Genomic DNA, 18,783 nt, shown 5'->3' on the forward strand with positions numbered 1-18,783 from the left:
CTAGCCCATGGGGTCGTCGACCAGCGGCTCGTCGACCCGTTCGAAAGGTGCGGTCTCGGCTCCCCAGCGGTGGCAGACCCAGATGCCGTCGGTGTACTCCAGTTCGATCGAGCCGGTGTTGCCCAGGTGCGTCGCCGCGGCGAAGCGCGAGTCGATCCCGGCCAGGCGCGCCGCGATGAGGCGGATCGCCGCACCGTGGCTGACCAGGAACACATCGCGGGGCTCGGTTCCGGTCAGGTACGAGCGGGCGAGGTCCTCGACGGTCGGGATGTAGCGGTCGTAGACCATCGCGAGCGACTCCCCGCCGGGGATGCGCACGTCGAGGTCGCCGGCATGCCACTTCTCCATGACGTCATGGAAGACGTCGTGGGCCTCACGGTCGCTGCGATCCTCGAGCTCACCGGCCTGGACCTCGTGCACGCCGTCGACGGCCTCGGTGTGGACGTCCCACACCGTGCTGATCAGTTCGGCGGTCTGCCGGGCGCGCCTGGCCTGTGAGCTGAACAGGACCGCCTCGCGTTCCGGTCGATTCTCGAGACCGAATCGAACACCTTGTCGCGCACCGAAATCGGTGAGCGCGGCGCCCGGCAGCGCGGTGTCGAGCCGTCGCATGACGTTCGCAGTGGTCTCGCCGTGCCGGACGAGGTGCAGGCGCGCCATCAGGCCTCTCCCTGTCGCAGCGACTCGATCCAGGCCAGCGAGTCGGCGTGGTCGGGTGGCGCCGATCCCGTCGTCCGCACCGCGGGCCACGAACCGAGGTAGACGACCCGTTCGCACCGGCGGTACAGCGCCGCAAGGGCTTCCGCGACCGCGGCGTCGTCGATGTGGCCGACGGCGTCGAGGAAGAACCGGTAGCGCCCGGCGATGGCCCGGCCCTCCGCCTCGTCGCGCTGCGGTCGGGATTCGATGCGCGTGAGATCGATGCCTCGCGAGGCGAATTCGTTCATCGCGTTCATCAGGCTGCCGGGCTCGTTGGACAGGTCGAGGATCACCGACGTGCGGTCGGTGCCGGTCCGGCGCGTCGGGGCCGCGGGGCGTCCGAGGACGAGGAACCGCGTGGTGGCCTCCTTCGCGTCGCAGACGCCGTCGGCGATCACGCTCAGATCCGACAGCCTCGCGGCGAGACCGGTCGTCACCGCGGCGTCGGCCTTGCCGGACGCGACGTCCAACGCAGCCGCGGCATTCGATCCGGAGGTCACGAACTCCGCGTTCGGGAAGAGCTTGGCCACCGATTGCCGGACCTGCGCGGCGGCCACCGGGTACGCCGCGATGGTGCGGACGTCCTCGGGGGCGAGCTCGCCGTTCGCGGCGATCGCGAACTCGATGTCGAGGACGGTCTCGGCGAACACCTGCACGCGCCCGTCGGTACCCGACCGCGCCGGCGGTACGAGGGCGTCCATCGTCACCGGGACCGACCCCTCGAGCGAACTCTCGATGGGCACACAGCCGTAGTCGGCCTCGCCGCTGCGCACCATCGCGATGGCGGCAGCCGGGCTCGAGGCGTCGACCTTGGTCACCTCACCCGAGAGGTCGAGACCCCCGAGCGCGGGGTCATGGGCCGCGATGGCCGCGTCGAGTGCCATCTCGGTGAAGGTTCCGGGCGGGCCGAAGTAGGCGATCACAGGCACCACACGAGCCTAGTGGACGCTCGTGACCGCACCGGACAGGCCGCGAGGCCCGGAAGCCGACGGTCCGCGGACCCATTGACGATCGCGCCTCCGATATTTAGGTTAGGGTTACCTTTCAAAAGCCGACGAGCACTGCAGCTGACCGCGCCGACCGGAGAGACAACATGACGCGTACGACGACCGACCGACCCACGGATGCCGAGATGATCCAGACGGCCTGCCGCCGAGGGGGCTCCGCCATCCTCGCCGTCGAGGGCGCCGACACCACACCGATCGACGTCATCCATCTCTTCGAGTCACAGGCCTTCGTCCTCGTCCCCACCGACGGCGAGGCGATGGCAGCCGTCTGCGGCACCGAAGGCACACCCGCGATGCTCGAGGTGACCGACTGGGCGCCCATCGACCTGCGCGAACGAGTCCGGTCGGTCGTCTGGCTCAACGGCACACTCCACGAGGTCCCCCGTGACCTCGAACGCGACCTCGCCATCGAGATCGCCGGCGAACACCCCGACGACGGCCTGCTGGACATCGGCCACGGCGCATCGATGCTCCGCCTCCAGGTCGATTCCGCAGTGCTGGCATCCAGCTCCGGCGCGACGTCGGTGTCGGCCGCCGAACTGGCCGACGCCCAACCCGATCCGTTCTGGGAGTGCGAGGCCGGTTGGCTCGAACACCTCGACGCCGACCATGCCGATCTCGTCGGTCAACTGGCCCGCAAGCTGCCCACCGACCTGCGCCAGGGCCGCGTACGCCCCCTCGGCCTCGACCGCTTCGGCATCCGGTTCCGCATCGAGGGCCTTGACGGCGACTCCGACGTCCGGCTGCCCTTCCCCCGCCCGGTGACCGATGTCTTCGAACTGTCCCGGGCACTGCGCAACCTCGCCGGTTGCCCGTTCCTGAACTCGATGCCCGACTGACGCTCGCACCTCAGGGAGCGAGAAGGGGTTCTAGGCTGACCGCCATGACCCTGCGCGAGTACTTGCGGCCGTCGCCCCACGGCATCCCGGTGGTCACCGACCGCGTCGAGCGTCGCAGTCTGATCGCCGAACTCGTCATCGTCGGCGTCCTGACGTTCGCGTTCTCCGCGGTCTCGGCCGCGCTCGCACTCCTCGAAGCCCAGTTGGCCGGCGGCATCGGCGGGACGACCGTCGCACTCAACCCCAGCCGCTCCGACCTCGCCCTCATCGACGCCGCGCGTCAGGTGCTGAGCATCCTGCGACTGTTCGCCATCGCCGCGCTCGGCGTGTACCTGCTGTGGCGCAGCGGACTCGGGCTGTCGCGCGTCGGCCTCGGCCGCTGGACCCCGCGACGAGACGTGCCCGCGGGACTCGTCCTCGCCGCCGTCATCGGCATCCCCGGTCTCGCGCTGGTGGCGGTCGCCCGCGCCTTCGGACTCAACGCGAGTCTCGTTCCCAGCCAGGCGGACACCTGGTGGGAATGGCCGGTGCTCATCCTCATCGCGATCGGTAACGCGGCCGCCGAGGAGATCGTGGTGGTCGCCTACTTCATCACCCGACTCCGCCAGCTCGGCGTCTCGGACGCCAAGTCACTCGCCGCCAGCGCTGTCCTCCGCGGCGGCTACCACCTGTACCAGGGCTTCGGCGCCGGTCTCGGCAACGTGGTGATGGGCGTCGTCTACGGCCGCTTCTACCAGGTCACCGGCCGTGCGTGGCCGCTCGTCATCGCGCACGGCGTCATCGACGTCGTCGCTTTCATCGGCTACGCACTGCTGCGCGATCACCTCTCCTGGGTCGGCTGACCCCGCAACCGCCTCAGTCGCGAGCCTCGGTGTGCTTGCCCGAACCGGTGGCACGGGCCAGACCGAAGAGCGCCAGACCGACGAGCATCAGGATGCCCGCGCGCAACCAGGTCTCCGCACTCTGCTGCGTCAGCAGCACGATGCACGTCACGATGGCCAGTACCGGCACGATCGTCCACGCCCGGAAGTGGTCGGTGTCGGCGCGGTCGCGTCGGAGCACCAGTACTGCGATGTTGGTGCTGAGGAAGACGAACAGCAACAGCAGCACCACGGTCTCGGCGAGCGCGGCCACCGAACCGGTCGCCGAGAGCACCATCGCGATGGCGGTGGTGGCGATGATCGACGCCCAGGGCGTACGACGCCCCGGTAGGACCTTCGCGAGCGCCGAAGGCAGCAGTCCATCGCGGGCCATTCCGAACGTCAGACGCGACGCCATGATCATCGTGAGCAGCGCACCGTTGGCCACCGCGATCAGGGCGATCAGCGAGAACAGCTTGTCGGGCACACCGACGTCGGCGATCGTGACCACCTCGAGCAGCGGACCCGACGAGCCGGCGAGCTCGTCCGGCGCCACCACGGTCGAGACCGCGAGGCCCACGAGCACGTAGACGACACCCGCGGTGATGAGCGCGCCGAACAGTGCTTTCGGGTAGACCCGCCGGACGTTGCGGACCTCCTCGGCCACGTTCGCCGACGTCTCGAAGCCCACGAACGAGTAGTAGGCGAGCAACGCCGCACTGAGTACCGCCAGCGCGGGGGTCGTCGAACTGTCGAACTCGAACACGCGATGCGGTTCGCCGTCTCCCCGGCCGAGGACAACCGCGGCCAGGACGACGACGAGCACCAGACCCGACACCTCGACGACCGTCATCACGACGTTGGCGCGCACCGACTCGCTGATGCCACGCGCGTTGAGTGCCGCGATCGCGACCAGGAAGACGAGAGCCGTGGCGGTCGTGGGCACGTCCAGGAAGGTCTTGAAATAGTCACCGGCGAACGCCAGCGCCAGACCCGCGGCGCTGGTGACACCGGCGGCCAGCATGCAGAACCCCACCAGGAACGAGACCAGCGACGACCGATAGGCCTGCTGCGCGAAGACCGCCGCGCCGCCCGCCTGGGGGTACTTGGTGACCAGCTCCGCATACGACCCCGCCGTCAGCAACGCCATGACGAGGGCCACCACGAGCGGCACCCAGATGGCACCGCCCACCTCGCCGGCGATCTCGCCCACGAGCGCATAGATGCCGGCGCCCAGCACGTCGCCGAGAATGAACAGGAACAGCATCTTGCCGGAGATCGCGCGCCGGAGCGGGGTGCGATCGTCACCGGTCTCGGTGTCGGGCCGTGCGGCCACATCGTCGGTCATGGCGACCCGGATACCCCGTCGCGGGCCGATCATTCCTGTGATCTGCGCCGAATCCGTGCCGAACACCGGCGCATGCGTACATTGGTTGGGATGAACGAGCAGGACCCGCCGATCATTCGGCGCGGTCGACCGGGGCCACAGGTACCGCCCGGGCGGCCGGCGGGGGGCACACCACCACGTCAGGGACCTCCTCCCGGTGCACCCCATCGACCCCACCCGCAGGGTCCCGCCCCCGCCGCACACCCGCAGGCCATGCCGCGCATCCCCGCGCACGGCCCCCCACCGCGTCGGGCGCCCGGCCCTGCCCCGGCAGCCGGCCCCGTTCCGGGCAGGGGCGAGGCTCCGGGCAAGGGCGCTGTGCCCGGCCAGTACGCCCCCACCCAGAAACCCCAACCGATCCCGGCCGGCGAACGCCGAGGTGACCGCAGCCGGTCGTCGACGCGTCCGCCCGCGCCGCCCGCCGGTTCCCCGCCCGCCGCCAAACCGCCGCGTCCCCGGCGTCGTCGCAGGCGCACGCTGCGGGTCGGCAAGATCCTGCTGATCCTGCTGCTCGTGTTCGTGCTCGGCAGCGCCGGGCTGCTCTTCTACTACGACTCGCGACTCGACCGCATCGACGCGCTCCCCGCGTACGCCGGGCGGCCGTCGGACACCCCCGGCACCAACTGGCTCATCGTCGGCACCGACTCCCGCTCCGACCTGTCCGCCGACCAGCGCACCAACCTGTCCACCGGCGACGCCGATGGCTCGCGCACCGACACGATCATGCTGCTGCACAACCCGCCCGGGAACGGGAAGGCGACAGTCGTCAGCATCCCGCGCGACCTCTACGTCGAAATCCCCGGCAACGGCAGCCTGAAGGTCAACGCGTCGTACAACATCGGCGGTCCGCAGCTGCTGGTGCAGACCGTCGAGAACCTGACCGGCATCCACATCGACCACTACGCGGAGATCGGCTTCGGCGGTTTCGACACCCTGGTCGACGCCGTCGGGGGTGTCGACATGTGCATCGACCAACCGCTCAACGACCCCAAGGCCGGGCTCAGACTGTCCAAGGGGTGCCATCACCTGAACGGGCGCCAGGCGCTCGGCCTCGTCCGGACCCGTGCCTTCCCCCGGGCCGATCTCGAGCGCGTCATCAACCAGCGGAAGTTCCTCGCCGCCTTGGTCTCTCGCGCAACGAGCCCCGCCGTGCTGTTCAACCCGTTCCGGCTGTTCGGCTTCATCGGCGGCGCCATCGACTCTCTCACCGTCGACGAGCGCGACCACATCTGGAATCTGGCCTCGCTGATGTTCGCGCTCCGCGACCCGGTGACAACCACCACACCCACGGGCGAGAGCATCTACACCGATGACGGTCTGGCACTACCGGTCACGGAGACCACCGAGCAGTTCTTCGGTCTTCTACGCGCAGGTCAGCCCATCCCCGACGAATTGCTCGTCGACGCCGGGTGACCAGGGTGGCCAGGCTGTCCAAAGACAGGTCAGACTTGCCTTAGTTAGCCTGAACTTGCTGGTAGACGGCACTTTTCGGCACCTACGATGGGCGCATGACCGAATTCACGAAGTTCCACCAGCTGCTGCACGATCAGATCGGCAACGAGTTCTACGCCTCGCAGCAGTACATCGCGGTCGCCACCTACTTCGACAACCACGACATGCCCCAACTGGCGAAGCTCTTCTACAGCCAGGCCGTCGAAGAGCGCAACCACGCCATGATGATCGTGCAGTACTTCCTCGACCGGGACATGGAGGTCGAGATCCCCGGCGTCTCCGCCCCGAACAACAAGTTCGAGGACTACAAGGCACCGATCAATCTCGCTCTCGAGCAGGAGAAGACGGTCACCCAGCAGATCGTCGATCTCGCCAAGTCGGCCCGCGACACCGGCGACTACCTCGGCGAGCAGTTCATGCAATGGTTCCTCAAGGAGCAGGTCGAGGAGGTCGCCACCATGACGACTCTCCAGACCATCGCCGACCGCTGCAAGGGCAATCTGTTCGACCTCGAGAACTTCGTCGAGCGCGAGTTCAACAGCACCACCGCCGACGACCCGACCTCGCCGCCCGTTGCCGGAGGCAACATCTAGGCACATCTGGGCACGAGCCCCGGAACGACATCGGCGGCGCGACTTCATCCGAAGTCGCGCCGCCGATGTCTCGTCGCCCGCCTACCGTTCTCTAGTGCGCCGAAGACGGCGATTCCACTACAAACCTTCAAAGCGGCCGCGCAGACGGTCGGCAACGCTAATAATGCGCCAGATGAGAATCCGCGCAATCTCGGCAGTATTCCTGGTGCCCTTTGTCGCTGCACTCGGCGCCTGTAGCTCCGACACACCTGATGACGGCCATACTGACTCTCTGCAGCCGTCGTCAGTTTCGCCGTCTCCTGCTGTACCCCACACAGTTCAGAAAGCGGTCGGCGAGGAGGGCGGAGCCTACTGCCTCAATAAGGACAATTCCTCTTGCCTCGCGAGTTTCACGGTCACGTCGATTGAGAATGTTCCGCGAAGCCAGTGCATCGATATTGCTCCCCCACCAGTGGATACCCAGCTAGTTAGGGTCGCGATCGATGTGCAGGGAAATCGCCCTCTACCGAGCCCGAACAGCCATATTGCCCCAGGCTATGTGGTCTCCTCGGACAATTGGTACGGACTGACTCTAGATGGTTATACGACGAAGGCGGGGGTTGCGACTGGGTGCGGCGACTTTACGCCCGACCCCTTCTATCAGCCAGTGAATGTCGGTCAAAAACAGCGCGGCGACATCATCTTCTATCTTCCGAAAGATACTGTGAAATTGCAGTTGCGCGACTACGACGGCGCCGCATGGGAATGGCCGTTGCCCCCCAATTCTTAGTAAGCGCAAACTTGCGGCGGACGGTCACGCGTTACCGAAGTAACGCCCAGGCCTAGTTGTTGCTCCGGCCCGGGCGTTGCCCCGGTTTGTGCGTGCTCCTAGCGCAGGGTGACCTGGCGGCCGCGGATGCCGTCGCGCGAGCTCCGCTCGGCGATCGTCAGCTCCGAGGAGTCGGCAAGTGCCTCTCCCAGCCACTGATCGAGCTGGTTGAGACCCGCCTGCCACTCCTCGTGGTGCATCTCGTTGTCGAGGTCGAAGACCGGGACCAGCAGGCCGTGGGTGCGGAACGACCCGGCGAAGCGCGAGCCCTCGCCCATCGTCAGACGGCCGGCCGCATGGAGGCGGGCCATCGCGGCCATGAGGTCGTCCTCGGGCTCGGGGCGGATCCAGCGCAGGTGTGCCCGCTCGCCGGCATCGACCCACCACGGGGCTCCGGAACCGCTGTCGACGACGAGGCGCGCGGTCGGCAGCACGGACTCGTTGGCGCGCTCGAACATCGGCGCGATCTCGGCGGGCACCTCGGTCCCCTCCGGGAACCACCACGAGAAGTCCTGGTGCACGGTGATGTCCAGGATCGCGTCGGCCTTCAGCACCTCGTCGAGCGAGGGCGATTCGTCGGCGGACTCGAGGTCGAACTCGCTGCCGGCCTCGGCGTGCGCGGCCCACGCGATGGCGGCGGCCAGCTCGACGGCCGGCGCCATGCGATCCGGTTCGGTCTGCAGGCCCACCAAACCCTCTGTGGCGCCGTTGGATTCACGTGCCAGCGCCGGACCGGCACCCGGCAGGATCGTCACGAGGGAGACGTCGTTGCGCGTGTCGGCAGGCTCCGTCAGCTCGAGACGTGCGGTCGCCGATGCGACGAAGGTCCGCAGTGCGACGAAATCGCATTCGGAGGCCAGCCCTGCGAAGGGGCGCGGCGGCGGTGCCATGGACGCCGCCTGCCGAGCCTTACGAGCGGCGACCCGCTCGGCGCGATTGCTTCCCGGGCGGGGTCCACTGCCCCGCTTGCTCTTCTTGCCCATCGGTCCACTCTCTCACGAGCCGGTCAGAGCGCCGAGAAGCCTGGGCAGGTGTAGAGCCGCGCTCAGTCGACGGTCACCAGCCAGTCGCGGACCTTGGCCGGATGGTTGGTGGCCAGCCAGCGCACCCCGAGGTCGGCGCAGAGCTGGACGTCCACCAGTTCGTCGACGGTCCAGCAGTACGTCACGCGCCCGGCCGCGGCGGCGCGGTCGACGAGATCCGGGTACTGGCGCAGGGTCATCACCGAGGGACCGATCCCGGTGGCCCCGACGGCGGTCGCCGCACTGCCACCAAGTACGCGAGCGGTGTCGCCCAGCAAGATGGTCGGGAGCATCGGGGCATGGCGGCGGATACGCCAGACGCCGGCGGAGGAGAACGAGATGACCACGGCGCGACTGTGATCGGCCGACGGCGGGGTGGCGACGCCGAACTCGTGGAGGATCTCGAGGAGCTTCTGCTCGACGAGACTGCCGAACCGCACCGGATGCTTGGTCTCGATGAACAACCGGACCGGCCGGCGCCAATCCAAGGTGAGCGTGAGCAGCTCGCGCAGCGTCAGGATCGACGCGGGATCGCCCGCGGAATGCCAACTTCCGAAGTCGAGTTCGCGGAGCTGGGCCAGCGTCATCTCGCTGACGATGCCGGAACCGTTCGAGGTGCGGTCGACGGTCCGGTCGTGCACGCAGACGAGTTCGTGATCGGCGGTGAGCCGGACATCGCACTCCAGTCCGTCCGCACCCTGCGCGAGTGCGAGTTCATATGCGGCCAGGGTGTGTTCCGGACGGTCCCCGGAGGCGCCGCGGTGCGCGACCACCGCGGGCTTACCCGAGCGCGACACCTTCTCGGCCGCGCCCACGTTCACACCTGAGTTCATCCGACCGCCACCCACCTTCTCTTCGGGACCGGGACCGCCGTGGCGGCGTCGAACAGCACCGGCACGCGGCGTGCCATCCAGAAGGCGAAGGCGGCCGAGACGGCCGCGCTGAGGATCACCATGGTGAGCGCGTTGGCCCCGGTCTGCACCGAGTCCGATCCCCACGCGACGGCACGGGCGATCAGCGCCAGGACGGCGGTGACGGTGACGACCACCCACGCGACCCACAGCCGGCGGACGCGGCGGCCGACGAGTTCGGCATCGAGGGACGGATCGTGGGCCACGGGCAGGGCCACGACCTCGCCGATCACGAGCGGCGCACCGACCAGGTTCACCAGCGGGACCCCCACCAGCACCGCCACCCACAGGGGACGCCTCGGGTCGAGGAGCCGGGCTTCCTCATAGGTACCGGCCCGCAGGTCCATCACCCAGCGGGTGAACGCGAGGGTCGCCCAGACGTAGGCAAGGAAGGCCGCCACACCCGCGAACACGATCAACCAGTCGGAGACCACGATCAGCGGTTCCGGGAGCGGCTGGGTGCGGTTGACGGCCAGCAGGACGTAGCGGACCAGATGGATGACCGCCGACGCCGCGAGCGCCGTACCGGCCACCACGAGTGCGAACAGCAGGCGTGCCCGTGACGAGTCGATCCGGTCGTGCGTCGCGTCGGCGGCCACCGGCTCGTCGTGTAGACCCCAGGTGGGGATGTAGACGTAGCGCGGGATGAGACGCGGGCCGCGCGGGCCCGACGGTCCGCGGCGGCTGGGGATGGCCTCGGGAGGACGCCGCGCAACCCAGCGGACGTTCCGACCGCGGTACAGCCGGCCGGTCGGCGCCGTTCGGGGCGGCGCGGGGCGCGCGGGTGCGGACATCGCACGAGCGGCGTCGTCGACGACGCTCAGCGGGCCGCCACAGCGAGGACAGTGCTCGCGCCCGGGGCGGTGCGGCGCCTGGATACGGCACCGCGGACAGAGGTCGATCATCAGTGGGCGTCGCCCCCGCCGTCCCCGGTGCCGAACTCCATGGGCTTGCCGTGTTCCTGCCATGCGAGCATTCCGCCGCGCACGCAGATCCCGTCGTACCCGACCTGCGCGAGGTACTGCAGCACCCGCATCGAGCGCCCACTCGAATGACACACCACGTACAGGTCGGCGTCGGGGTCGAGTTCGCCGAGTCGTCCTGGTATCTCGGCCATCGGGATGTGGACGGCGCCGCGGATGTGTCCGTTCGCCCACTCGTCGTCCTCACGGACGTCGAGCATCACCGCGTCGGCCGTCTGAGTGAAGTCGTCCGGCAAATCGGTCACCGGCACCTGCGTGATGTCGCCCATGGTCACGATTTCCATGGTGGCACAGTCGAGGCCCCGCGGGCGTCACGTCACCTGCACGGCCATTCTCAGCAGTGTTGTGAAGCTCACATTCTGAATCGTACAGACCGCCCAAAGCGACCTATGCTGATCATCATAATTTTATCCACATGCGGCGAACAGACAGCTGTCCACAATCCAACACCTCACCGTCAACCTGGGGATGAGGCTGTGGAAACTGTGGAAAAACCCTGGCCAAAGCCCCTGTCGATGTGACTGCGATCACTCGTTTAGACCGATGTGCGCGTAGGAAATTCACGAAACTGCAGGGGTCGACCGGTGGAGCATTTTCTTTCCAGTGCACACACCTGTGGATAACGTGGGGACAAACCCTTGGGGAATCCCCCCGAACTGGGTCTGGTATTACCCGTCAGTCACGGTGTAGAAACCCGGTCCGCACCGCGGGGGCGCGGTCGATCGCGGCAATCACGCCCGACGTGAGCCCCTCGGCCAGACCGGAGACCGACATCTGATTGCCGACCAGACGTGCGAGCAACGGCTTGGGTGCCTCGATGACCGTGATCTCGGCGTCGGGATACCGCTCGGCGACCACCGACCGCATGACGCCGATGCCGTCGACCAGGCCGAGTTCGGCCGCCCGGCGCCCGACCCACACATCGCCGTTGAAGAGCTCCTCGTCGGATGCCGTCAGCTTCTTGCCCCGACGCTGCCGGACCCATGCGATGAACGCCTCGTGGAGCTGCCCCTGGAGACCCTTGAGCCATTCGACGTCCTCGGCGACCTCCGGGGAGAAGGTGTCGAGCCGGGCCTTGTTCTCCCCGGTGGCGTACAGACGACGCTGAACGCCGAACCGGTCGAGCAGGGCCGAGAAGCCGAACCCCGAGGACACCACCCCGATGGAACCGACGACCGAGGTGTGGGCGGCGAAGATCTCGTCCGCCGCGCACGCGACCCAGTAGCCGCCGGACGCCGCGACGTCCTCACAGAACGCCAGGACCGGTACGCCCTTCTCCGCGGACAGCTGCCGGATGCGCTCGGCGATGTACTCCGACTGCGCCGGCGAACCACCGGGTGAGTTGATCACGACGACGACGGCCTTGAGCCGGTCGGTGGCGAACGCCCGCTTGAGCACCGGCTCGACCGTGTCGGTGGTCAGCCCGTGCTTGCCCATGCCGGCCGCGCCGATCGGGCCGTCGAGTCGGACCACCGCGACGTGCTCGGCACGCGACTTCGCGAACTTCTTGCCCACCGCCGCCAGCGGTCCTGCAGTCATCTGCCCGAGTCTAATGGCGGACAACCGCTTGCCGTTTCAAGTGGGGCGCCTGCGCATTCCGCAGCACACCGGGTGCACTCGCACCGTAGACTCTCCCGCGTGCAGGTCAGGTGGCTCAGCGCATTCCTCGATTTCCCAGCCGACGAGTTCGGTGCCGAAGTGACCTTCTGGCGCGCGATCGCGGGCAGCACCGTGTCGCCGCCCCGCGGCGAACACCGCGAGTTCGCCTCCCTCGAACCGTTCCACGGTGACCCCCACCTCCGGGTGCAACGGGTCGACGACGGTCCAGGCGGCGTCCACCTCGACATCCACACCGACGACCCGCATGCCGCAGCCGAGGAAGCCGTGGGACTGGGCGCGACGCTCAGCGACGACGCCGGCACCCACCTCGTCCTCCGTTCGCCCGCCGGTTTCGTGTTCTGTCTGGTGCCGTGGGAGGGCGAGTCCACACGGTCCCGGCCGATCCGCTGGCCCGGTGACGCCATCAGCATCATCGATCAGTTGTGCATCGACATCCCCGCAGCCGACTTCGACGCCGAGGTCGCGTTCTGGACGGAGCTGACCGGATGGCCGCTCAAACCGCCCGGCTCCCGGCCCGAACTCGTGGCGCTGCGCCGCGACCCCGCGATCACCATCGGAATCCTGTTGCAGCGCAGACAGTCCGACCCGGACGGCACCAAGCCCGACGGCTCGTCACCGGCGACCGGGCACCTCGACCTCGCGACCAACTCGGTCCCCGACGAGGTCGCACGACACGAGGGCTGGGGCGCCCGCGCGATCGAGCACTACCCGCACTGGACGACGATGGCCGACCCGGTGGGACGCCCGTACTGCATCACCTCGCGTAATCCCCGGACGGGCGACTGAGGAATTCGCGCAGCCTCTCCGCCTCGGCGTCGATCTCCCGCTCCTCGGCTTTCGAGACCTCACGCAGCATTTCGATCCGTATCCCGGCCTCGGCGTCGAGATGCCATGTGCCGGCGAGGAATCCGTCGGCGAACACGAAACCGGGCGACCGGCCGTTGGGTGTCACGGTGCGGCGGAACAACTCCGGGTCGGCGACCCGGGCGCGGTCGGCCGAGACCGCGATGACGTGGTCGAACGGCGCCACGAGCCGGGCCGGAGCGGGAGCGTCTGCGTCGGCGAGGCCGAGTCCGTCGATGTCGTAGAGGATCTCGCCGTGCGGACCGGTCAGCCGGACGAGTTCCCAGTCGGCCTCCATCTTCTCGACGAGCGCCTTGAGTCCGGTCATGCCCGCCCAGGTCTGGATGGCCTTGACGGTGGCCGGCCCGAAGCCGCGCAGGTACAGGCGGATCAGGTCCGCTCGCGCGTCCTCGCCCGCGACCGCCGGTTCGCCCGGACCGACCCATTCGTCGAACAACCGGTAGGTGGGCGCCGCGCGGCCCCGCCAGAGCCCGCGCGGCGGAACCTGGACGAGCGGGAGTCCGCAGCGGGCGATCCCGGTGAGCGTGGACGGGTTCTCCGCCGGATGCCGCAGCGCCAGTTGCTTCCCCAGGTCGGCGCCGGAGAGTTCACGGCCGGCCAGGAGTTCGGCGGCGTCGGCGATCACCCGCGACGGATCGGCGTCGACCAGCCTCGGGACGTGCGCTTCGGCGATCTCACGCCGGAGGATCGGCTCGGCGAGCGGACGTATCCACCGGGCGTCCTCGGCGTCGATGAGAAACACCGTGGAACGCAGCAGCGCGATCCGCACGACCTCGCGCTCGGTGAGGAGGTCGTCGAGTTCGGCCGCGTCGAATCCTGCTATACGGGACCACAATCCGAAGAAGGCCGCACGCGGGTCCTGGGATTGCAGTCCAACACACCGGTCGAGCACCTCGATCGCGTCCTCGTCGACGCGTTCCAAAAGGTGCTGGCGGGACAGCAGCGTGCGATTCCACTGCCGCAGGGTGATCGGCTCGGACACCTCAGGCGGGGTAGCTGATCCCGGTCGCCGCGTGGCAGCGGTAACCGTGCGGGTTCTTCGCCAGGTACTGCTGGTGCAGATCCTCGGCGTAGTAGAAGTGTCCGTCGCCCGCGGCGGCGAGCGGCTTGATCTCGGTGGCGATCGACCCGACACCGGCGGCATCGAGCGCGGTCTGGAACTTTGCCGCCGACCCCTCGACGGTCGCGGCGTCGTCGTCGGAGAGGGTGTAGACCGCCGACCGGTACTGGGTACCGATGTCATTGCCCTGACGCATCTCCTGGGTCGGATCGTGCGACTCCCAGAAGATCTTGAGGATTCCCTCGAGGTCGATGACCGCCGGGTCGAAGACGACGAGCGTCGACTCGGTGTGACCGGTGCGCGCGGTGCAGGTCTCCTCGTAGGTCGGGTTGGGCGTGTGGCCGCCCGCATACCCGACCGCCGTGGTGTACACACCCGGGACCTGCCAGAAGATCTCCTCGATCCCCCAGAAGCAGCCACCCGCCAGGATCACCGCGGACAGGCCGTCGTCGAAGGTGCCGACACCGCCGTTGGCGTAGGAACCGTCGGCCTCCGGCCGACCACGCATGGGGGTCTGCAGGACCAGATGGACTCCGGGGACCGTGATCTCGGTGTCGCGTCCGGGTAGTGCGGAATCGGCCGCGATGAGTTCCTGCTTGTGCGAACTGGCGGCGAAGAGCTGGTCGAGCCAAGACATGCGCCGAGTCTACGCGCGCCGCCTGGCCGTCTCCTGAGTTCCCGAGTTGAGTCAACCGACCCAGTCTGTTTATGATGGCGGTCACATCCTGGCATGTGACTCCCGTCACGTCGCTGCGGCCCTCGGGCTGACGACACCGGGATGCTGAGCCGATCCGCTGATGAAGGGCGACAATGGCGACGCACGCGACCGGAGACTATCGAGGTTCCCTCCGGACTCCTCGCGGCGCACCGCGCGCCAACTACGACGTCGCGAGAAGCTGCCGCACCATCGCGTTGAGCATCGTCGCCCTGTTGGCCGTGATCGTTGCACTCGCTCTGATCTGAGCCTGTGATCTTCAACCGCACTTGATATTTCTTCGGGCCTGTTTGTTGCAATCACCCAGGGTGTGGGGAAGGGTGGAAACATCCGCGTGGCGCCGACACAATCGGCGGACCCACGTGTGAACAGGGAATACGAAAGCACCTCAGAGAGGAACATCGTGGCTGAATACACCTTGCCGGATCTGGATTACGACTACGCGGCACTGGAGCCGCACATCTCCGGCAGGATCATGGAGCTCCACCACAGCAAGCACCACGCGACCTACGTCAAGGGCGCCAACGACACCCTGGAGAAGCTGGCCGCGGCCCGCGAGGACGAGAGCATCGCCGGAAAGGTCTACGGACTGTCGGCGACCCTGTCCTTCCACCTGGGCGGCCACACCAACCACTCGATCTTCTGGAAGAACCTGTCGCCCAACGGCGGTGGCGAGCCCGAGGGTGATCTCGCGGCCGCGATCACCGAGCAGTTCGGTGGCTTCGACAAGTTCAAGGCCCACTTCACCGCCGCTGCCACCACCCTGCAGGGTTCGGGCTGGGCGATCCTGGGCTACGACACCATCGGTGGCAAGCTGGTCATCCTGCAGCTGACCGACCAGAGCGGCAACATCCCCGCCGCGATCATCCCGGTCGTCATGCTCGACATGTGGGAGCACGCCTTCTACCTCGACTACCAGAACGTCAAGCCGGACTACGTCAAGGCTTGGTGGAACGTGGTCAACTGGGCCGACGCCGGTGAGCGTTACGGTCGCGCGAAGACCCAGGGCAGCGGCCTCGTCGTGCCTGCCTGATCCTCTTTCGCCAGACACCAACGGCGCCGGTCACCTTCGGGTGGCCGGCGCCGTTTATTGTCAGAAGACCAGCGTCACCGCGACGGCCACCCCGCAGGCGAGAGCGATCACGATGAGCGCCAGCAGATCTGCGCGTCCCGGCCGGGCCGGATGAGCGGTGAGACGACCGGTGCCGCCGCGGGCGGTGATCGCCTCGGCCATCTCCGCGCTACGACGCAGCGCCGATGACATGGCGGCCGTGATGAGATCCATGATCCCCATCTCCGCCGACGGATGATCGCTGCGGCCCTTGGCCGTCGGCCGCAGCTTGTGCGCGGCGCGCAGCATGCGCAGCTCCTCGATCAGCATCGGAAGCCCTCTCAGGCACAACGCGATTGCGACGGCCCATTCGTCGACGGGCAGACGTAGCCGCCGGAGGGGTCGCATCAACCGTGCGATCGCAGGCGCGACGTCGGCCATCGGGGTGGTCCAGATGACGAGGATCGAACTCGCCACCAGGACGAGCGCGAGGGTCACCGCCCGGAGGAACACGAGCCCGCCGTGCAGGCCGGCGAACGAGACGTTGAAGGCGACGCCGATACCGATCAACCCCCAGAACCACCAGGGCGGACGGGGGATGGCGCCCAACGGGATCCCGGCGATCAGCGCGGTGAGGACGACGATCGCGGCCACCATCCCCAACGCCGGCCACGACGGCAGCACCCAGGTCATGATGCCGAGGATCAGCACGATCACCAGCTTGGTTCCCGCCCACAACCGGTGGACGAAGGAATCGCCGGGGACCTGCCGCAACGGAACCGTGCGCATGGTCATAGGGCACCTCCGTCCCAGCCGGACGGCTGATCAACGTTCTGATGGGTGTCGGGCAGCAACTGCCCGTCGACGAGCCGGACGCGGCGGGTGCACACCGAGTCCAGCGATTCGAAGTCGTGCGAGATGATCACGATGGTCATGCCCTCGGCACGCAGGCGTGCGAGCAGCGCGACGATCTCCTCTCGGGCCAACGGGTCGAGACCGGCGAGCGGCTCGTCGAGCACCAGCATGTCGGGGTTGCGGGCGATGAGGCCGGCGAGCACGACGCGACGCATCTGGCCGCCCGACAGGGAATCGACCTTGCCGGCCGCCATCTGCCGGGGCAGACCGACCAGTTCGAGAACGCGGGCGACCTCGGCGGTCCCGACCTTCTCGCCGCCGGCCGCCATGATCTCGTCGGCGACGGTGACCTTCTGCAGCTGCAGGCGCGCGTGCTGGAAACCCAGACCGACCGCGCCGACATGCTCGGTGACCGGCTCCCCGGCGTCGTAACCGGCTGCGGGAGTGAACTTTCCGGCGGTGTCGAGTAGGTGACACGTTCCGGTGCGCGGCGACAGGAGGCCCGCCATGATCCAGGCGAGGGTCGTCTTGCCCGACCCGTTGCCGCCGACGATGAGCAACCCCTCCCCGCGATACACGGTGAGCGTGACGTCGGTGAGGGCCACGACCTCCCAGGGCGACCCGGGTAGGTGCGCATATCCCACGTGGTCGAGCACCAGCAGCGGCCCGCCGATGTGCGGCCCCGGTGCCGCGAGGGACGTCGACGATGCGGTCGGCGAAGCATGGTCGAGGTCGAGGTGGGGATCCGGCATCCAGTGCGGCGGATGCGGAACCACCCGGCCAGCCTCGAGGTGGATGACGCGGTCGGCGGCCGCGGCCTCGCTGCCGCGATGGGTGATCAGCACGACCGCGATCCCGCGTCGGGCCGGTAGCGTCGCCAGCAGATGCAGGAGCTGCCCGCGGCCCTCCGGGTCGACCATCGAGGTGACCTCGTCGGCGATGAGGAGCTGTGGATCGCGGGCGAGGGCCGCAGCGATCGCCAGGCGCTGCTGCTGCCCGCCGGACAGATCGGTGGTCTCGCGGTCGCCGAGACCGGTCAGGCCGACCTCGGCGAGGAGCGCCTCCACGTCGACGTCGGCATCCGGCGGCAGACCCCACACCACATCGTCGGCGACGCGGGAACCGAGCATCTGGATCTCCGGGCGCTGCAGGACGAGCGCGGTGCCGCCGTGTACGCCGAGCCCGGCGAGACCCGGGCGGTGTACGACGCCGGTGGTCGGGGCACGGCCGGCCAGGATCTTCGCGAGTGTCGACTTACCCGAACCGTTGGCGCCGACGACCGCCACGAACTCACCGGGCTCGATGCGCAGATCGATGCCGTGGAGAACCGGTTTCGCGTCCGGGTTGTAGGCGAAGCCGACACGTTCGGCGACGATCGGCAGCGGCGCGACTTCGGTTGCGGTGGACGCCGGCCCGTCGGAGGTGAGTGTGTCCTCGCTGGGCACGTCGCGCAGTCGCGCGATCACACCGCCGAGAATCCACCAGGCGGCGAGCAGCGAGATCGCGGTGCCGACCGTTCCGGAGATCCAGATCCACGCCCACCAGTGGCCGGCGATGCTGCGGCTCATCGAGTCGAGTGCGTCGGCCACGGCATCGGTGGGCCCCCACCCGCGCAGCCACTTCGCGACGCCGTGGAGGGAGTTCGTCATCGCCTCGATGGTCAGCTCACGCAGGGGCACCAGGACCCAGAGGATCAGGACGGAGACCCCACCGAGGAGCGGCGAGGCCACCAGCGTGGCCAGTCCGAGCGCCCCGAGCCCGCGGCGGCGGCGCTTGAGGTCGCCGACGATCCCGCCGATCAGCGCCGAACCGAGCACGGTGGCCATGGCGCCGGTCCCCGCCATCGCGAACGCGACCGCCGTGGTCGCCACCGTGGCGGTGAGCAGTGCACGCGGCCGCGTACGGGCCGCGATGAGGGCAAGAGGAACCGGGGCGAGTAGCCCGGCCGCCTGCGCCAGCGGGATGACCGAGGCGATGACCACCGCGGCGACGGTCAGGCCGCCGAAGATCGCGACGGACGCGAACTCCATCGGACGCAACGGGGGCGAGTTCTTCAC

19 protein-coding genes are annotated in these 18,783 nt (G+C 68.4%); 7 read left to right on the plus strand and 12 right to left on the minus strand.

The window, feature by feature from the left end; genetic code table 11:
* Entirely contained in the window at positions 1 to 660 is a 660-nt protein-coding gene (locus M1L58_RS06605) for a histidine phosphatase family protein (protein ID WP_006868055.1), read from the minus strand.
* Entirely contained in the window at positions 660 to 1,631 is a 972-nt protein-coding gene (gene pheA, locus M1L58_RS06610; protein ID WP_248658277.1) for a prephenate dehydratase, read from the minus strand. Before pheA ends, M1L58_RS06605 begins: the two co-directional genes overlap by 1 nt.
* A gap of 161 nt (positions 1,632 to 1,792) precedes the next feature.
* Here pheA and M1L58_RS06615 point away from each other — a divergent pair, with 161 nt between their 5' ends.
* Positions 1,793 to 2,545 carry a DUF2470 domain-containing protein gene (locus M1L58_RS06615; protein ID WP_248658278.1) on the plus strand — a complete coding sequence of 251 codons (753 nt, stop codon included), beginning with the start codon at positions 1,793 to 1,795 and terminating at the stop codon, positions 2,543 to 2,545.
* A gap of 44 nt (positions 2,546 to 2,589) precedes the next feature.
* Positions 2,590 to 3,387 (plus strand): CPBP family intramembrane glutamic endopeptidase, encoded by a 798-nt coding sequence (locus tag M1L58_RS06620; RefSeq protein ID WP_248658279.1) that lies wholly within the window; start codon positions 2,590 to 2,592, stop codon positions 3,385 to 3,387.
* A 13-nt stretch (positions 3,388 to 3,400) separates the two neighbouring features.
* Here the strand turns inward: M1L58_RS06620 and M1L58_RS06625 are convergent, their stop codons facing one another.
* On the minus strand, positions 3,401 to 4,753 hold the full coding sequence (locus M1L58_RS06625; RefSeq protein ID WP_040536820.1) for an APC family permease: 1,353 nt from the start codon (positions 4,751 to 4,753) through the stop codon (positions 3,401 to 3,403).
* Between the two features lie 252 nt (positions 4,754 to 5,005).
* Between M1L58_RS06625 and M1L58_RS06630 the strand changes: the two genes are divergently transcribed.
* The 3 genes from M1L58_RS06630 (at position 5,006) to M1L58_RS06640 (ending at position 7,606) form a co-directional block, all read left to right on the plus strand.
* Positions 5,006 to 6,205: an LCP family protein gene (locus tag M1L58_RS06630; RefSeq protein WP_248658280.1), complete on the plus strand. Its 1,200-nt coding sequence runs from the start codon at positions 5,006 to 5,008 to the stop codon at positions 6,203 to 6,205.
* Between the two features lie 95 nt (positions 6,206 to 6,300).
* Entirely contained in the window at positions 6,301 to 6,837 is a 537-nt protein-coding gene (locus M1L58_RS06635) for a ferritin (RefSeq protein WP_006868048.1), read from the plus strand.
* A 172-nt stretch (positions 6,838 to 7,009) separates the two neighbouring features.
* On the plus strand, positions 7,010 to 7,606 hold the full coding sequence (locus M1L58_RS06640; RefSeq protein ID WP_248658281.1) for a hypothetical protein: 597 nt from the start codon (positions 7,010 to 7,012) through the stop codon (positions 7,604 to 7,606).
* 98 nt (positions 7,607 to 7,704) lie between these two features.
* Here M1L58_RS06640 and M1L58_RS06645 read toward each other — a convergent pair whose 3' ends face one another.
* The 5 genes from M1L58_RS06645 to M1L58_RS06665 all read right to left on the minus strand — a co-directional run bounded on the left by M1L58_RS06645 (position 7,705) and on the right by M1L58_RS06665 (position 12,100).
* Positions 7,705 to 8,628, minus strand: a complete 924-nt coding sequence (locus tag M1L58_RS06645) for a DUF5926 family protein (RefSeq protein WP_006868047.1) — start codon at positions 8,626 to 8,628, stop codon at positions 7,705 to 7,707.
* A 62-nt stretch (positions 8,629 to 8,690) separates the two neighbouring features.
* A complete protein-coding gene (locus M1L58_RS06650; protein ID WP_006868046.1) occupies positions 8,691 to 9,500 on the minus strand; it encodes a glycerophosphodiester phosphodiesterase in 810 nt (269 codons plus the stop codon).
* Entirely contained in the window at positions 9,497 to 10,372 is an 876-nt protein-coding gene (locus tag M1L58_RS06655) for a DUF4328 domain-containing protein (RefSeq protein ID WP_248658282.1), read from the minus strand. The genes M1L58_RS06650 and M1L58_RS06655 overlap by 4 nt, the downstream gene beginning before the upstream one ends.
* A 110-nt stretch (positions 10,373 to 10,482) precedes the next feature.
* Complete coding sequence (locus tag M1L58_RS06660; protein ID WP_248658283.1) at positions 10,483 to 10,845, minus strand: rhodanese-like domain-containing protein; 363 nt, start codon at positions 10,843 to 10,845, stop codon at positions 10,483 to 10,485.
* A 391-nt stretch (positions 10,846 to 11,236) separates the two neighbouring features.
* A complete protein-coding gene (locus tag M1L58_RS06665; protein ID WP_248658284.1) occupies positions 11,237 to 12,100 on the minus strand; it encodes a S49 family peptidase in 864 nt (287 codons plus the stop codon).
* Between the two features lie 99 nt (positions 12,101 to 12,199).
* Between M1L58_RS06665 and M1L58_RS06670 the strand changes: the two genes are divergently transcribed.
* Positions 12,200 to 12,967 (plus strand): VOC family protein, encoded by a 768-nt coding sequence (locus tag M1L58_RS06670; RefSeq protein ID WP_248658285.1) that lies wholly within the window; start codon positions 12,200 to 12,202, stop codon positions 12,965 to 12,967.
* On the opposite strand, the gene M1L58_RS06675 is transcribed toward M1L58_RS06670, so the two are convergent.
* Together M1L58_RS06675 and msrA are read right to left on the minus strand one after the other, a co-directional pair.
* A complete protein-coding gene (locus M1L58_RS06675; protein WP_248658286.1) occupies positions 12,936 to 14,027 on the minus strand; it encodes a winged helix DNA-binding domain-containing protein in 1,092 nt (363 codons plus the stop codon). The two genes, M1L58_RS06670 and M1L58_RS06675, sit on opposite strands and share 32 nt — an antisense overlap.
* Before the next feature lies 1 nt (position 14,028).
* Positions 14,029 to 14,742, minus strand: a complete 714-nt coding sequence (gene msrA / locus M1L58_RS06680; protein WP_248658287.1) for a peptide-methionine (S)-S-oxide reductase MsrA — start codon at positions 14,740 to 14,742, stop codon at positions 14,029 to 14,031.
* 481 nt (positions 14,743 to 15,223) lie between these two features.
* Between msrA and M1L58_RS06685 the strand changes: the two genes are divergently transcribed.
* Positions 15,224 to 15,853, plus strand: coding sequence for a superoxide dismutase (locus tag M1L58_RS06685; RefSeq protein ID WP_006868039.1), 630 nt, complete (start codon positions 15,224 to 15,226; stop codon positions 15,851 to 15,853).
* 60 nt (positions 15,854 to 15,913) lie between these two features.
* Here M1L58_RS06685 and M1L58_RS06690 read toward each other — a convergent pair whose 3' ends face one another.
* Positions 15,914 to 16,666: an energy-coupling factor transporter transmembrane component T family protein gene (locus M1L58_RS06690; RefSeq protein ID WP_248658288.1), complete on the minus strand. Its 753-nt coding sequence runs from the start codon at positions 16,664 to 16,666 to the stop codon at positions 15,914 to 15,916.
* Positions 16,663 to 18,783, minus strand: coding sequence for an ABC transporter ATP-binding protein (locus tag M1L58_RS06695; RefSeq protein WP_248658289.1), 2,121 nt, complete (start codon positions 18,781 to 18,783; stop codon positions 16,663 to 16,665). Before M1L58_RS06695 ends, M1L58_RS06690 begins: the two co-directional genes overlap by 4 nt.

It is taken from the genome of Gordonia sp. C13, assembly GCF_023218005.1.
GTDB lineage: Bacteria > Actinomycetota > Actinomycetes > Mycobacteriales > Mycobacteriaceae > Gordonia > Gordonia namibiensis.

Bases quoted from the DNA above. Each gene is read 5' to 3' on its own strand.
- M1L58_RS06605 (WP_006868055.1), bottom strand. From the start codon at position 660: ATGGCGCGCCTGCACCTCGTCCGGCACGGCGAGACCACTGCGAACGTC.
- M1L58_RS06615 (WP_248658278.1), top strand. From the start codon at position 1,793: ATGACGCGTACGACGACCGACCGACCCACGGATGCCGAGATGATCCAG.
- M1L58_RS06620 (WP_248658279.1), top strand. From the start codon at position 2,590: ATGACCCTGCGCGAGTACTTGCGGCCGTCGCCCCACGGCATCCCGGTG.
- M1L58_RS06625 (WP_040536820.1), bottom strand. From the start codon at position 4,753: ATGACCGACGATGTGGCCGCACGGCCCGACACCGAGACCGGTGACGAT.
- M1L58_RS06630 (WP_248658280.1), top strand. From the start codon at position 5,006: ATGCCGCGCATCCCCGCGCACGGCCCCCCACCGCGTCGGGCGCCCGGC.
- M1L58_RS06635 (WP_006868048.1), top strand. From the start codon at position 6,301: ATGACCGAATTCACGAAGTTCCACCAGCTGCTGCACGATCAGATCGGC.
- M1L58_RS06640 (WP_248658281.1), top strand. From the start codon at position 7,010: ATGAGAATCCGCGCAATCTCGGCAGTATTCCTGGTGCCCTTTGTCGCT.
- M1L58_RS06645 (WP_006868047.1), bottom strand. From the start codon at position 8,628: ATGGGCAAGAAGAGCAAGCGGGGCAGTGGACCCCGCCCGGGAAGCAAT.
- M1L58_RS06650 (WP_006868046.1), bottom strand. From the start codon at position 9,500: ATGAACTCAGGTGTGAACGTGGGCGCGGCCGAGAAGGTGTCGCGCTCG.
- M1L58_RS06655 (WP_248658282.1), bottom strand. From the start codon at position 10,372: ATGTCCGCACCCGCGCGCCCCGCGCCGCCCCGAACGGCGCCGACCGGC.
- M1L58_RS06660 (WP_248658283.1), bottom strand. From the start codon at position 10,845: ATGGAAATCGTGACCATGGGCGACATCACGCAGGTGCCGGTGACCGAT.
- M1L58_RS06665 (WP_248658284.1), bottom strand. From the start codon at position 12,100: ATGACTGCAGGACCGCTGGCGGCGGTGGGCAAGAAGTTCGCGAAGTCG.
- msrA (WP_248658287.1), bottom strand. From the start codon at position 14,742: ATGTCTTGGCTCGACCAGCTCTTCGCCGCCAGTTCGCACAAGCAGGAA.
- M1L58_RS06690 (WP_248658288.1), bottom strand. From the start codon at position 16,666: ATGACCATGCGCACGGTTCCGTTGCGGCAGGTCCCCGGCGATTCCTTC.